Source organism: Mesorhizobium sp. dw_380 (genome assembly GCF_018588885.1).
Taxonomy (GTDB): domain Bacteria; phylum Pseudomonadota; class Alphaproteobacteria; order Rhizobiales; family Rhizobiaceae; genus Mesorhizobium.
Genome location: NZ_JAFFIW010000008.1, coordinates 78040 through 91161 on the forward strand (window position 1 = coordinate 78040; position 13122 = coordinate 91161).

Consider the following 13122-nt stretch of genomic DNA (forward strand, 5'->3'; position numbering starts at 1 on the left):
GCAACAAGAATCTAAACGGTTGGCCCAACTGTGCCATGGTCGACCGTCAGGAACTGTGCGCGGCCCTGCAGGCTGGAAAACAGCGCCGCATCGGTCCCCGTCATGAAAGCCTGGCAGTTCAGCTCCTCCAGGATGGAAAACAGTGCCGCCCGCCGTCCGCCGTCGAGGTGTGCTGCGATCTCGTCGAGCAGCAGGATCGGCGTCAGGCCCGACATCTCGCCGGTCAGCCGGGCATGCGACAGGACGATGCCGACGAGAAGCGCCTTCTGCTCGCCTGTCGAGCAGAGCTCCGCCGGCATCGCCTTGGGCCGGTGCCGGACCACGAGATCGGAACGGTGCGGCCCCTCCAGCGTGCGCCCGGCGGCGCGGTCGCGGTCACGGCCATCGGCAAGCGCCCGCCGGAACCGCGCCTCGACATCGACGGCTGGCGCCCTGGCGAGGTCGGCTTCGAGGTCACCCGAAAGGCCGATGTCGGCTTGCGGGAATGGTCCTGCGTCGGGCAGCCTGTCGATCATTGCGGCCAGCAGGCGCACCAGTTCGGCGCGTGCCGCGGCGATCGCCACGCCGGTCTCTGCCATCTGTGTCTCGATCGCCTCGAACCAACGGTCATCCCTGGAGCCTTCAGTAAGCAGGCGATTACGGCCACGCATCGCTTTTTCGTAATCAAGCGCCCGCTGACCATGGCCGGGATCGATCGCCAGCACCAGCCGGTCGAGAAAGCGCCGGCGATCCGCGGCCGGTCCGGTGAACAGCGCATCCATGGCCGGCGTCAGCCAAACAACGCGCAGCCATTCCAGCATATCCTCGGCCGACCGCGCGGTGGCGCCGTTGATGCGCACCCGCCTGCCGACTTCGCCCTCGCCACCGGAAATGCCCGTGCCGATCTCGATCTGGCCGTCAGGCCCGTCGAGCCGGGCGTGCAGCGCAAAGCCGCCATCGCCGCCTTCGCGCGCGACATCGGCGTAAGGGGCACGGCGCAGGCCGCGCCCGGGCGTCAAAAAGGAAATCGCTTCGAGGAGGTTGGTCTTGCCGGCGCCGTTGTCACCGGAAAAGACCACGGGACCCGCGGCGAGGTCGATCGCCAGCGCCGCGTAGTTGCGAAAATTCGTAAGTGTTAGCTTACTTATATGGGTTTGTGCCGGCAACCGCTATCCGCCTATAGAGCAGTTTGTCGTTTCAACGAAACGCCGGACCGTTCTATCTCTTTGTTTTGACGCAATTTCGAACGGAAAGCCGCTTCACATTTTCCTGGACTTGCTCTGGAAGCCGCCTCAGCCATAGTTTTCGTTGCCGTCGTAGCGCGAGGCAACGCCGCGCCGGCTATACCCGCATCGGCATCAGCACGTAAAGCGCGGTCTCGTCGGCCATGTCGTGGATCAGCGTCGGCGAACCGGCGTCGGCCAGCATGAATTTGGCTTCCGTGCCGGTCAGCTGCGCGGCGACATCGAGCAGATATTTGGCGTTGAAGCCGATCTCGATCGGGTCGGCAGAATAGTCGGCCGCCAATTCCTCGGTAGCGCTGCCTGAATCCGGGTTGTTGACCGCAAGCGTCACCTGGCCTTCGCTGATCGAAAGCTTCACCGCGCGGCCGCGTTCGGAGGAAATGGTCGAGACGCGATCGACCGCTGCCGCGAAGCTCTGGCGGTCGAGGATCAGCTTCTTGTCGTTGCCGGTTGGAATGACCCGCTGATAATCGGGGAAGGTGCCGTCGATCAGCTTCGAGGTCAGGACCACGCTGCCGATGGTGAAGCGGATCTTGGTGTCAGACAGTTCGGTGGTCACGGCGATATCAGGATCGTCGACCAGCTTCTGCAGCTCGCTCACCGTCTTGCGCGGAATGATGATGCCCGGCATGCCCTCGGAGCCCGCCGGCGCGTCGATTTCGGCGCGCGCCAGGCGGTGGCCGTCAGTGGCCACCGAACGCAGCTTCAGCTTGCCGCCGACCTCGTGTGTGTGAAGATAGATGCCGTTGAGATAGTAACGCGTCTCCTCGGTGGAGATGGCGAACTGCGTCTTCTCGATCAGACCCTTCAGGGCAACCGAGTCGAGCCGGAAGATATGCGAGAAGGATCCGGCCGAAAGCTCGGGGAAGTCGGATTGCGGCAGGCACTGCAGGCGGAAGCTCGAGCGGCCCGACGTCACCGTCATGGCGTTGCCGTCCTCATCCGTCTTCAGCATCACCTCGGCGCCGTCCGAGAGCTTGCGCACGATGTCGTAGAGCAGATGCGCGGGAACCGTCGTCGCCCCGCCGCGCTCGACCTTGGCGGGCGTCGCTTCCGTGACCTCCAGGTCGAGGTCGGTGGCCTTCATTTCGAGGCTGGCGCCTTCGGCACTGAGCAGCACGTTGGACAGGATCGGTATGGTGTTGCGCCGTTCGACCACGCGGTGGACGTGGTTGAGCGACTTCAGGAGATTTGACCGTTCCAGGATAACACGCATGACGAAACAGGCTCGCTTGAAAGAATGAGCGGGTCTCCGGCTGGCGGCGCCCCGCGAAAGGTCTGAACAGGCTCAGAATCTGCGTAAACTGACAGGAAAAAGCCCGCAAACGCAAGCCCGCGCCACCGGTTCGGGCCGGCTGCACGGGCTTTCTGGGGATAAAGCGCGCTAAGATCGCCAGCCTGGGTGCCGAATCCGGAATCCGGATCGTCGCCAAGCAATGCCACGAGCCCATTTTGGGCTCACGGCCGGGCAGGCAAGCCATTGAATTCAGCGCAGTTCCAACCGTTGCCGGGCCGGTCAGGCCTGGTCGTTGATCAACCGCCTCAACAGCTCGAGCTCCTGTGCCAGCGTGTTGTCGTTGCCGGAAAGATCCTCGATCTTGCGCACGGCGTGCAGCACCGTTGTGTGGTCGCGGCCGCCGAAGCGCCGTCCGATTTCGGGCAGGGAGCGCGGCGTCATCACCTTCGACAGGTACATGGCGACCTGCCGCGGCTTGACGATGGTGCGCGTGCGCCGGTTGGACAGCAATTCCGTCTTCGACACGTTGTAGTGGCGCGCCACTATGCGCTGGATATCCTCGATGCGGACCCGCTTCGGCTCGCCCGTGCGATAGATATGGCCAAGGATCTCGTCGATGCGGTCGATGGTGATCTGCGGCTCGAACGACTGGCGAAACAAGAGCTGATTGAACGCGCCTTCCAGTTCGCGGCCGCTGCCGGTCACGGTGCGGGCGACGTGGTTGAGGATTTCGTCGGAGATGTCGAGCGATGCGTCGTCGATCCTGGCTGTGGCAAGGCGCAGTTTCAGCATGCCGAGGCGCATGACGAAATCGGGCGCCGACATTTCAAGCGCGACGCCGCCATTGAGGCGCGAGCGCACCCGCGGTTCGAGCGATTCCAGTTCCGACGGCGGCCGGTCGGCGGCGACAACCACCTGCTTGGCACTGTCGAGCAGCATGTTGATCAAATGGCAGAATTCATGCTGGATCGACTTGCCCTGCAGGAACTGCATGTCGTCGATGATCAAGAGGTCGATGTCGCGCAACTGCTCCTTGAGCGTCAGCGCGTTGTTGTCGCGGATCGCGGTGGCGAAGCGCCACATGAAATATTCCGCGGTGAGATAGACGACGCGGGATTTGGGGTTCTGCTTCAGCGATTCCGCCGCGATGGCCTGCAAAAGGTGTGTCTTGCCGAGCCCCACGGTCGCGTGCAGGAAAAGCGGATTGAAGCGCACCGCGCTCGACTGCGATTCCGCCACGGCCTTGGCGGCGGCGAAGGCCACCCGGTTGGACGGCCCCTCGATGAAGGAGCCGAACGTGTAGCGCGGATCAAGCGGGGAACCCAGCACGTTGTGGCGGAACTCGCTCTCGACCGCCGCACCCGGGCGGGGCACAGGGGGCCGTTCCACCCTGCCGGGGCTCACCGTGCCGGCGGCCAGTGCCGTCTGCGTCTGCCGTGTCATCTTGCGCGCCGGCGCCAATTCCGGCTCGACATGGCTGCGCCCCTGGCGGGTGGCCGTGCGCACCACGATCTCGATCTTGAGGAGATCGGCATCCTCCTGCTTCCACAGTTCTGAGATGAGATCGAGATAGTGACCGTTAATCCACGAGCGCAGGAACGCGGTGGGCACCGAGATACGGACAATGCCCTTGGACGCCTCCGCGACCTTCATGCGGCCGAACCAGCTCGAATAGACTTCAGCTCCCAGACGCGCCTTCAACTGGGTCTTGACCCGGTCGAACTTCTGTTCCGCGTCGCTGGAGACCGCCATCTCGTTTGCTCCGATCAAAGTTCCAGGAAATGGGAGGTCGCCCGTAAGCTCCCTTTCGATGCCGCTCTGCATGATCGAGTTCCTTGCCTTTCTGTACCTGTTTTCCGCTGGGGATGCGCCTCCTGCATCCGTGTTCCAGCGACTATGTCTTCGCCACGATGCCCGTTGCCGCCGCCGGCAATGAACCTCGCCCATTATCTCGGGGGACCGGTGCCGGCCCATGGAAGCCAGTCCGCGTTGGGTATGTCAGCGCAATACAACACCGTCCGGCGAAAACGCCGGTGTGCTGCAACCTGCCATGTCTAGTTACGCCAGTCCCCTACCGTACCGAAAAAGAGCAAACCAAACCGTCCGCGGACTTGATCCGCGTCGCAAATCCCGCCGATTTAAGCTGGCCGCGTCAGGCTGGGTTAAGGACCCAGGGCCCCGTCCCTTTCGATAGATCGACATTACCGAAATCGCTGTGGATAGGGCAAGGCCACGTCTAACGGATTTTTAAGGAATCTGGTTACCTCGGGCGGGTTGGGCCGCGATGCCTCATCGGCATATTTTGACAAAGCCATTGTGATTCAAACCCTTTTCCGGCGAATATGAAAAAGCCGGGCCGCTGCGAAATTTTCTGAAATAATTCGCTTGACAGCCAGTTGTTCTACCGTCCCTTCGGGACGCTGTGGACAGGCTGTGGATGACCATAGGCAAATACTTGAAAAATATTGCTTATTTCTGATGGGAGCCGGTTTCGGAGCCGACGCTTTTCAAGCAGGCCGACCATAAGCGGGGATACATATGCCGGCAAATCAATCCGGAGCCTGGAATCCGCTTTGATTGTTGTTTTAGAGTATTCTTTTTAAGTACTTGCCGGCAAACGAAAAAACCCGGCGTGATCGGCCGGGTTTTAGAGACGATCAGTCCGGAAAGGCGATGTCAGGCCGACAGCACCTTGAGGCGCTGAGCCAGGCGCGACACCTTGCGGGAAGCGGTGTTCTTGTGAATGACGCCCTTGGTCGCGGCGCGCATCAATTCCGGCTCGGCGGCCTTGAAGGCGGCTTGCGCGGCAGCCTTGTCGCCGGAGGCGAGTGCCTCCTCGACCTGGCGAACATAGGTGCGGACGCGCGAGCGGCGGTTCTTGTTGATCGCCGCGCGGCGGGCGATCTTGCGCGTAGCCTTTTTGGCCGAGGATGTGTTGGCCATGATGCCTCTCTTCTGATCTGGTCGGCGCACGCGGCATGCCGCAGGGCGCAAAAAACAAACGGGCAGCCACGGGGCCGCCTCGGTTGGTGCGGCTTATAGTTCAGCTTTTCGGGCGCGTCAACGCTGCCTGGCGTTCTTTTTGGCCGACGCCATAGGGTTTCGATCGCGGGCCGGCGACGCTCTACCGATTGGTGAAATTCGGCTTCCGCTTCTCGGCGAAGGCGGCCATGCCTTCCTTCTGGTCGTCAAGCGCGAAAAGGGAGTGGAACAGGCGGCGTTCGAACCGCAATCCCTCGGCCAGTGTCGTCTCATAGGAACGGTTGACGGCTTCCTTGGCCATCATCACCGACGGCAGCGAGAAATCCGCGATCTTGGCTGCCGCCCTGACCGCCTCCTCGATAAGCTCGCTGGCAGGCACGACCCGCGACACCAGGCCTGAGCGCTCCGCTTCCGCTGCATCCATCATCCGCCCGGTCAGGCACATGTCCATCGCCTTCGATTTGCCGACGAAGCGGGTCAGGCGTTGCGACCCGCCCATGCCGGGAATGACGCCGAGCGTAATTTCGGGCTGGCCGAATTTGGCCGTGTCGGCGGCGATGATGAAGTCGCACATCATCGCCAATTCGCAGCCGCCGCCCAGGGCATAGCCAGCTACGGCCGCGATGATCGGCTTGCGGGCCCGCGTGAACTCCTCCCAACCAGCGAAGAAGTCCTGGCTGTAGGCGTCCACATATGAGATCGCCTGCATCTCCTTGATGTCGGCGCCGGCGGCGAAGGCCTTGTCCGAACCGGTAACAACCATGGCACCAATGCCGGGGTCGGCACCAAAACTGTTCACGGCTGCGACGAGTTCAGCAAGAATCTCAGAATTCAGCGCATTGAGCGCCTTTGGCCGGTTCAGCGTGATCAGTCCGACCTTGCCGCGCGTCTCGATGATGATCGTTTCATAGGCCATGGCTGCTTCTCCTCGCTTGACCTCGGTCTATCTCTTTGTTTTGGCGCAATTCCCAAGGGAAAACGCTACGCGCTTTTCCCGGGAAAACCGTTCGCACTTTTCCTTGAATTGCTCTAACTCAGCTCTGACATGTCCGGCAATAGAAGGTCGAGCGTCCGCTCTGCACGATGCGTTCGATGTGACCGCCGCAGCCAGGCTTCGAGCAAGGCTTCCCCTCGCGGTCGTAGACGGCGAAGGAATGCTGGAAATAGCCAAGCGATCCGTCGGTTTGCATGTAGTCGCGTAGCGACGAGCCGCCGGCGGCTATAGCATCTGATATAACCGAGCGGATCGCCTCGGCCAGGCTTTCGCTCTGTAGCCTGGCCTTCTTGCCTAGGTTGGCGATGGTGCCAGCCTCGCGCAAGGGCGACAGGCCGGCGCGCCAAAGCGCCTCCGAGACATAGATATTGCCTAGTCCCGCGATCAGCCTCTGGTCGAGGAGTGCTGCCTTCAGCGGCGATCTGCGGCCTTTCAGCAGCGAGGCGAGCAGCACGCCATCCAGCGCGTTGCCCGTAGGCTCGACGCCCAGCCCGGCCAGCATCGGATGCGTCTCCGGCGATCCTTCCGCAAACAGCATAAAGCCGAAGCGGCGCGGGTCGTTGAAGATCACGCGGGACCGGGCCCCGGCCGCCGAGACGACGTGGAACACGACATGGTCGTGCGCCGTGCTTTTAGAACGTTCGTGGTGAAAAACACCTGGTGTCTCGCTATCGTCGTCGGTCTCGATGCGAAAGGAGCCCGACATGCCCAGATGGCAGATCAGCACCGGACCGTCCTGCGAATGCATGGTCAGATATTTGGCCCTGCGGCCGAGCGCCGTGATCGTCCTGCCGGTCAGCCGTTCTGAAAACCGTTCGGGAAAGGGAAACCGGAGATCTGGCCGTCGCGCCTCGACCTTGGCCAGACGTGCACCTTCCAGCACCGGCTGCAGGCCACGCCGGACCGTTTCGACTTCGGGCAATTCAGGCATGGCCGGCAATCATAGCATGGAAAGAAGTGCCGTGGCGGCCGGGCGCCAGCCCGAGATGTTCGGCGACGGTCTCGCCGATATCGGCGAACGTTGTTCTCAGTCCGATGTCGCCACCTTTGAAACCGGGCCCCACGCCGATCACCGGAATGCGTTCACGCGTATGATCGGTCCCTCGCCAGGTCGGATCATTGCCGTGGTCGGCAGTCAGGATGAGAAGGTCGCCCTGCCGCAGCCTGGCGAACGCTTCCGGCAGCCGCCGGTCAAAGGCCTCAAGCGCGGCGGCATAGCCGGCGACATCGCGGCGATGGCCGAATTCGGTGTCGAAATCGACGAAATTGGCGAAAACGAGATCGCCGTCGCCGGCATCGTCCATCGCACCGAGCGCCTTGTCGAACATGGCCATGTTGCCGGCGGCCTTGCGCACTTCCGAAATCCCGCGATGAGCGAAGATGTCGCCGATCTTGCCGACGGCGATGACGCGGCTTCCCCGCGCCGTCAGCCGGTCGAGCAAGGTGGGCTCCGGCGGCGGCACGGCGTAGTCACGGCGGTTATATGTCCGTTCGAAGGTGGCGGCGGTCTCACCGACGAACGGCCGCGCGATCACGCGCCCGATCCGCAGCGGATCGACCAGCCGGCGTACCACCTGACAGAATTCATAAAGCCGCTCCAGCCCGAAATGGACCTCATGCGCGGCGACCTGCAGGACCGAGTCGACGGAGGTGTAGCAGATCGGCTTGCCGGTGCGGATGTGTTCCTCGCCGAACCGTTCGATGATCTCGGTGCCCGGCGCATGGCAGTTGCCGAGAATGCCGGGCACCTCGCCCTCGCGGATCATCGCCGCGGTCAGGTCCGCCGGGAAGGCGGGAACCGTATCCGGGAAATACCCCCAGTCGAAGCGCACCGGCAGAGCCGCGATCTCCCAGTGACCGGAGGGGGTGTCCTTGCCGCTCGAAACTTCCTGCGCCGCGCCATGGAAGGCATTGGCGAGCAGATCCGTCCCGAAATGGGCAAAGCCCAATCCTGTTGCCGTTTCGGCTGCCCTGCCGAGCCCGAGCGATGCCATGTGGGGGACAAACAGCGGCCCTTGCCGAAGCCGCTCGCGATCCGCGCGCCCTTCGGCGCAGGCTTCGGCGATGTGCGCGAGCGTGTTGGCGCCGGCGTCGCCGTAGCGTTCGGCGTCGGCCGCGCCGCCGATGCCGAAAGAATCCAGGACAAAGAGGAAAGCACGCGCCATCGGGTCATTGTTGCCAGTATGAACCACCAGACATAGGGTTCCAGGGCGGCATTGGCAATTCGGAAACCAAACGGCAACGGCTTGGCGCGATAGTCGGACCATGTCGCCCAAAAGTGCGCAGCGGTTTTGGGACAACGACATGGACAAACCAAGAGTGCATGTCGCCCAAAAGTGCGCAGCGGTTTTGGGACAACGACATGGACAAACCAAGAGTGCATGCCGCCCAAAAGTGCGCAGCGGTTTTGGGACGGCGACAGGCACAATCCTAGGTATAACTAGGTATAACTAGGTATAAGAAGTGTCGCTGCGCACCGGGCATCGGACATGGGTCGAAGGAAACGCTGGATCGTTTTGTCATGAACGCTGCGCTCAAGGCATGTGCCGCCCTCTTGGTCGTCAACGGTACGCTCTGGTGCGGTCCGGCGCGGCCCGACTGGCGCGATGATATAGGCACGTTTCGCATAGGTATCGTCGCCGAGCCTGGTGCCGGCAACACCGTTCCGGGGCTGGCGCTGTTGACGCAAGCCTTTACCGATGCGCTTGGCATGAAGGTGGAGTTCGTCGTTGCGCGCGACTATGCGGCACTGATCGAAGCGCAGGCCGACGCCCGCATCGAGTACGCCATCTATTCGGCGACAGCCTACGCCACGGCGCTACGGCGTTGCGGATGCGTGGAGCCGCTTGTGGCACCGGTCGATTCCGACGGTGCGGCCGGCATCCGCTCCGTGCTGCTGACCAGGGACGGCAGGCTGCCCGACCTGGCGGCGATGGAGACGCACCGGATCGCCATGCCGCCGCCGGATAGCGCCGGGGGCTCGCTTTTGCCGCTGGCAGGGCTGGCCGCCGGGCACGTCAAGATCGCCGAAGATGCCTCCTTTCTGATCCATGCAGACTCGGCGTCCGCGGCGGAAAAAATGCTCGTCGACGGCCAGGCTGACGCCTTGTTCGGCTGGGTGAAGGCAGCGGCCGACGGTCAGCCGCAACTGCCTGGCGGCACGCAGGCAAGGCTCGAGGCTGCCGGCCTTTCCGCGCCGGCTCTCCAGGTCGTGTGGACGTCGGGTTTGCTGAGATACGGTCCCCATGCCGTGCGCAGCGATCTCGACCCTGAAGCCAGGCGTCGGTTGACCGTGTTCCTCACCAACCTCAAATCAACGACGCCGGATATCTACGATCTCCTGGAATCGAAGCATGCCGGTGGTTTTGTCGCAGTGGCCCCCAGGGACTACGCGACGGCGGAAGCCATCGTTCGCATGGTGGCCACCGATGGTGGGCAGAAATAGAACCTCTTTAGCAATCGCTGCAGGGGATCGTCAGGCTTCTGCGGGGACGCAGATAGTAGGTCTCGCCCATCGAGATCGTGCTGGCAAAGGCCGAGGGCATACCAAGTTTTTGCTGGCTGTCCGCCGACCAGGTGATCATCGGTTGGTAGGCGAGATTGCTCTCGGTGCGAATGAGGAAGGTGCCGGCGACTTTGAGGGTTGCCGGAACCGTGGTGGTCGCCGGCAGCGTGGTGCCGATACTGTAGACGCCGTTGACCACTTTGCGCGACCACACCACCTGCACCTTGGGTGGCGTGTCGGTGGTGACCTGTATTGCCGTGATGGTGATATTCGGCGTCGAGCGGTTGTAGGGCTGAATGGTGGAGGTGCCGATCTTCATGATGGCGTCGAGATCCGCCTTGACGATGGTCGGCTGCTGCGTGACCAGGTCGGCGACCATGCTGCCGATACGGCTGACCTTCTTGCTGGTCTCGATGGCCTGCGAAGCTTCCATGGTCACAAAATACATGACCAGCAGAATCGGCACGATGAGCGCGAACTCGACCGCCGCGACGCCTCGGCGGTTGGACCAGAACCCGGCTGCCTTGCTCCAAATCCCCGCAATTCCAGGATGTGCCCCCGCACGCATCATAGTCATCGCCTTTGTTGTTGGTGATTTCGAACTCAATTGTCGAACGGTTCGTTCTGCCAGGTCACCGACGCAAAATGCAGCGTCCTGCCACCATTCAGATTGGCCATCGACCTGGCCATCAGATCGGTCATGACGGGCCATTTGTAGAAGACCCGCAGCATATTCCTGGTTTCCGTAGGACCCGGTGAGTTTGCGAAAGTCTGTGAACTTGTGCCCTGCATCAGCACGACGTCGCCGTTCTGGATCTTGAAACCGGCCAAGGCCGCGTCGGCGAAAGTCTGATATTGGCGAAGATCCACGAGCAGCTGATTGGGACAATCCGTCGAGACGATGATCTGCAGTTTTCCGCAGATCAGGGTCGTCAGTTTGCTCCCGGCGACATCGGCCGGCCTCAACTGCCCCGTGCGCAACTGACGCGCGACGTCGTCGGTGATGTTGGCCATCACTTCCTGGCCGGCAAACGAGATGCAGCTTTCAAGGATGGCGAAGACGAGGAGGGCGAACGGCAATGCGAGCAGCGCGAACTCCAGGGCCGTGCTGCCACGCCGGTCGCGAACGAAGCGCCTGAAAAACCTGGCGCGCTCCACCTTTTGCTGACCTGTCGAACCGAATTCGTCGCTCATGCCTTGTTCCTGCCATCCCGGGACGGTCCTGGCAGGTGCATTAGCGCAAACCAATTGAGGTCCGGTTTGAATGATCGTTAAAGTCGGCGCCGACGTCTTAACCGGCCGATAACCTGGACGGCTACCGAGCCGGCGCAGCCTATTTGCTGACGCTCATCTCGGCTTCGGAGGATTTCTCCGCCTCGCTCTTGTAGGAGCTCTCGCAATAGGGCGTGCAAGACATGGTCTGGACCTCGGCGCGCCGGTAAATGCGAACCGACGAGGCCGCCTGCCGCACGACGGTGACCTGCGCGTCGACGATCGGGCTGCCTTCCTGGTCGAGAACGACGAGATTGGTGACACCGAAACCCTTGCCGGTGAGTACGACGGTCGAGGCGTCCTGGACGGAGGCATCGGCGATTGCCGGGTTGCCGACGACGATGGTGTCGGCGGGGCGCGACAGCTTCACGATCTTGGCCTGGTTCATGGTGACTTCGATATCGGCGCCGGCCTTGGCTGGCGCGATCAAGTCCGTGGCGGCAAGAAGCACGGCAATCAGGATTGAAGATCTCTGCAGGGCCATCGAGGCGCTCCACCCAAGCAACTGTTCAACGGAACATGAACGAGATTGGTGAACCAACAGTTAAGTCGGCCTGCTGGCGCTGGATGCAGCCACCCGCATGGCTGCCCGCGCGGCCAGATCCACGCTGGGTGCAAGCCTCCTTAAGTCCTTGCCTTTTGCGGCGTTGGCTTGGGAAACGGTACTTTAGCCGGCGCTTAGCATGGAGTTAACCACGCACTGTGTTCGAACCGGGAAAGGAATCGGTAAGGCTGTTTATTAAGCCGATCGAAAGAGCTTCTCCCTAGATTGGCAGCATCCGATCAACCATCACAGAAGTTGACGGAAGTGCTGTAACACGTGGAGTAGGAGCTCTCGAATGTCTAATCTTTTCGCACGTTTCGTGAAGGACGAATCCGGCGCGACCGCTATCGAATATGGTCTGATCGCCGCTCTCATCGCGCTCGCCATCATCACCGGCGCCGGCGCCCTCGGCAATGCCCTCAATGCCAAGTTCACTGCCATCGGATCAACCTTGAACTCCAGCGGCAGCTGATCTGCTTATTGCTGGGTATTCAGATTGCGTTCTGAAAAAGGGCTGCCGCGCGGCAGCCCTTTTTCAATATCATAGCGAATGTAGGCGTCTTGCGGGTCTCATCAAACGCTGATCGAACAAGCCTAGATTGAGCACTGTGGAATTCGCACAATAGGCACAACCCGATGCTTGAAGCCCTGATCTTCGTCGTCTTTCCGTTCTGTATGCTGTTTGCCGCGATCTCCGATATGCTGTCGATGACGATCGCCAATCGCGTGTCGGTGCTGCTTGTCGTCGTCTTCGCGCTGGTTGCGCCGCTGACGGGCATGGAATGGGCAGCCTATGGTTGGCATTTTGCCGCCGGCGCCTTGGTCCTGGCCGTGACATTCGGCCTGTTCGCAATGGGTGGCATGGGTGGAGGCGATGCCAAGCTGCTGGCCGCCACGGCGGTGTGGATGGGCTTAAACATCAACCTCGTCGAATACCTTGTTGTCTCGACAATCATCGGTGGCCTGCTGACGCTCGCCATCCTGCTTTACCGGAAATCGCCGCTGGCGGTTGTTACCGGCCGCAACGCATTCCTGCGTCATTTCGCGGAAGAGGCCAACGGGGTTCCCTACGGGATCGCGCTCGGCCTTGGCGGGTTGTTGACCTATCCGGATTCGCCTTTGATGGTGTGGGCGCTGGCCAGGCTGGCAAGCTGAGCACAATTGAATTTCTTTTCCTGATTGGGATCGTTGGACTGGGCCTTGAAGAGGGGCAAGCCGTTGCCGTTGCTGGGTTGCGGCGTGATCCAGCTAATTTATGTAAACGTTAAATTAATCACGATCGTAAGCATTGCATTAACCTTGTTTTGACGATTGCCGCTGCAAAGTCCGGCTTGGCTACGTGGTTTGCCAAGGGCGAGGGTTCGG

At 61.7% G+C, this 13122-nt stretch carries 13 protein-coding genes; 3 read left to right on the top strand and 10 right to left on the bottom strand.

Annotated elements, in window-relative coordinates; all coding sequences use genetic code 11:
- Positions 1-11: 11 nt before the first annotated feature.
- From recF to JT360_RS10560, 7 genes are all read right to left on the bottom strand, one after another.
- The gene (gene recF, locus JT360_RS10530; protein ID WP_214471497.1) at positions 12-1145 is read right to left on the bottom strand and encodes a DNA replication/repair protein RecF; all 1134 of its coding nucleotides are present in this window, start codon (positions 1143-1145) and stop codon (positions 12-14) included.
- A 175-nt stretch (positions 1146-1320) separates the two neighbouring features.
- A complete protein-coding gene (gene dnaN, locus JT360_RS10535; protein WP_140607718.1) occupies positions 1321-2439 on the bottom strand; it encodes a DNA polymerase III subunit beta in 1119 nt (372 codons plus the stop codon).
- Between the two features lie 300 nt (positions 2440-2739).
- Positions 2740-4284 carry a chromosomal replication initiator protein DnaA gene (dnaA, locus tag JT360_RS10540; RefSeq protein WP_214471499.1) on the bottom strand — a complete coding sequence of 515 codons (1545 nt, stop codon included), beginning with the start codon at positions 4282-4284 and terminating at the stop codon, positions 2740-2742.
- Between the two features lie 852 nt (positions 4285-5136).
- Positions 5137-5403 carry a 30S ribosomal protein S20 gene (gene rpsT / locus JT360_RS10545; protein ID WP_027026587.1) on the bottom strand — a complete coding sequence of 89 codons (267 nt, stop codon included), beginning with the start codon at positions 5401-5403 and terminating at the stop codon, positions 5137-5139.
- 181 nt (positions 5404-5584) lie between these two features.
- Positions 5585-6358, bottom strand: a complete 774-nt coding sequence (locus tag JT360_RS10550; RefSeq protein WP_214471500.1) for an enoyl-CoA hydratase — start codon at positions 6356-6358, stop codon at positions 5585-5587.
- A 118-nt stretch (positions 6359-6476) separates the two neighbouring features.
- Complete coding sequence (mutM, locus tag JT360_RS10555; RefSeq protein WP_214471501.1) at positions 6477-7367, bottom strand: bifunctional DNA-formamidopyrimidine glycosylase/DNA-(apurinic or apyrimidinic site) lyase; 891 nt, start codon at positions 7365-7367, stop codon at positions 6477-6479.
- A complete protein-coding gene (locus tag JT360_RS10560) occupies positions 7360-8601 on the bottom strand; it encodes a phosphopentomutase (RefSeq protein ID WP_214471680.1) in 1242 nt (413 codons plus the stop codon). The genes mutM and JT360_RS10560 overlap by 8 nt, the downstream gene beginning before the upstream one ends.
- A gap of 356 nt (positions 8602-8957) precedes the next feature.
- On the opposite strand from JT360_RS10560, the gene JT360_RS10565 reads away from it, so the two are divergent.
- Positions 8958-9881 (top strand): phosphate/phosphite/phosphonate ABC transporter substrate-binding protein, encoded by a 924-nt coding sequence (locus tag JT360_RS10565; RefSeq protein ID WP_214471502.1) that lies wholly within the window; start codon positions 8958-8960, stop codon positions 9879-9881.
- Between the two features lie 7 nt (positions 9882-9888).
- Here JT360_RS10565 and JT360_RS10570 read toward each other — a convergent pair whose 3' ends face one another.
- From JT360_RS10570 to JT360_RS10580, 3 genes are all read right to left on the bottom strand, one after another.
- Positions 9889-10512 (bottom strand): TadE/TadG family type IV pilus assembly protein, encoded by a 624-nt coding sequence (locus tag JT360_RS10570; protein ID WP_214471503.1) that lies wholly within the window; start codon positions 10510-10512, stop codon positions 9889-9891.
- 32 nt (positions 10513-10544) lie between these two features.
- Positions 10545-11135 (bottom strand): TadE/TadG family type IV pilus assembly protein, encoded by a 591-nt coding sequence (locus tag JT360_RS10575; RefSeq protein ID WP_214471504.1) that lies wholly within the window; start codon positions 11133-11135, stop codon positions 10545-10547.
- A gap of 139 nt (positions 11136-11274) precedes the next feature.
- On the bottom strand, positions 11275-11697 hold the full coding sequence (locus JT360_RS10580) for a pilus assembly protein N-terminal domain-containing protein (RefSeq protein ID WP_214471506.1): 423 nt from the start codon (positions 11695-11697) through the stop codon (positions 11275-11277).
- Between the two features lie 355 nt (positions 11698-12052).
- On the opposite strand from JT360_RS10580, the gene JT360_RS10585 reads away from it, so the two are divergent.
- A complete protein-coding gene (locus JT360_RS10585; protein WP_214471507.1) occupies positions 12053-12229 on the top strand; it encodes a Flp family type IVb pilin in 177 nt (58 codons plus the stop codon).
- 164 nt (positions 12230-12393) lie between these two features.
- Positions 12394-12912: an A24 family peptidase gene (locus JT360_RS10590; RefSeq protein WP_214471508.1), complete on the top strand. Its 519-nt coding sequence runs from the start codon at positions 12394-12396 to the stop codon at positions 12910-12912.
- The last annotated feature ends 210 nt before the right edge of the window (positions 12913-13122 follow it).

Excerpts from the sequence above, each read along its gene's own strand:
- dnaN (WP_140607718.1), bottom strand. The coding sequence starts at position 2,439 with ATGCGTGTTATCCTGGAACGGTCAAATCTCCTGAAGTCGCTCAACCAC.
- dnaA (WP_214471499.1), bottom strand. The coding sequence starts at position 4,284 with ATGCAGAGCGGCATCGAAAGGGAGCTTACGGGCGACCTCCCATTTCCT.
- rpsT (WP_027026587.1), bottom strand. The coding sequence starts at position 5,403 with ATGGCCAACACATCCTCGGCCAAAAAGGCTACGCGCAAGATCGCCCGC.
- JT360_RS10550 (WP_214471500.1), bottom strand. The coding sequence starts at position 6,358 with ATGGCCTATGAAACGATCATCATCGAGACGCGCGGCAAGGTCGGACTG.
- mutM (WP_214471501.1), bottom strand. The coding sequence starts at position 7,367 with ATGCCTGAATTGCCCGAAGTCGAAACGGTCCGGCGTGGCCTGCAGCCG.
- JT360_RS10560 (WP_214471680.1), bottom strand. The coding sequence starts at position 8,601 with ATGGCGCGTGCTTTCCTCTTTGTCCTGGATTCTTTCGGCATCGGCGGC.
- JT360_RS10565 (WP_214471502.1), top strand. The coding sequence starts at position 8,958 with ATGAACGCTGCGCTCAAGGCATGTGCCGCCCTCTTGGTCGTCAACGGT.
- JT360_RS10570 (WP_214471503.1), bottom strand. The coding sequence starts at position 10,512 with ATGATGCGTGCGGGGGCACATCCTGGAATTGCGGGGATTTGGAGCAAG.
- JT360_RS10575 (WP_214471504.1), bottom strand. The coding sequence starts at position 11,135 with ATGAGCGACGAATTCGGTTCGACAGGTCAGCAAAAGGTGGAGCGCGCC.
- JT360_RS10580 (WP_214471506.1), bottom strand. The coding sequence starts at position 11,697 with ATGGCCCTGCAGAGATCTTCAATCCTGATTGCCGTGCTTCTTGCCGCC.
- JT360_RS10585 (WP_214471507.1), top strand. The coding sequence starts at position 12,053 with ATGTCTAATCTTTTCGCACGTTTCGTGAAGGACGAATCCGGCGCGACC.
- JT360_RS10590 (WP_214471508.1), top strand. The coding sequence starts at position 12,394 with ATGCTTGAAGCCCTGATCTTCGTCGTCTTTCCGTTCTGTATGCTGTTT.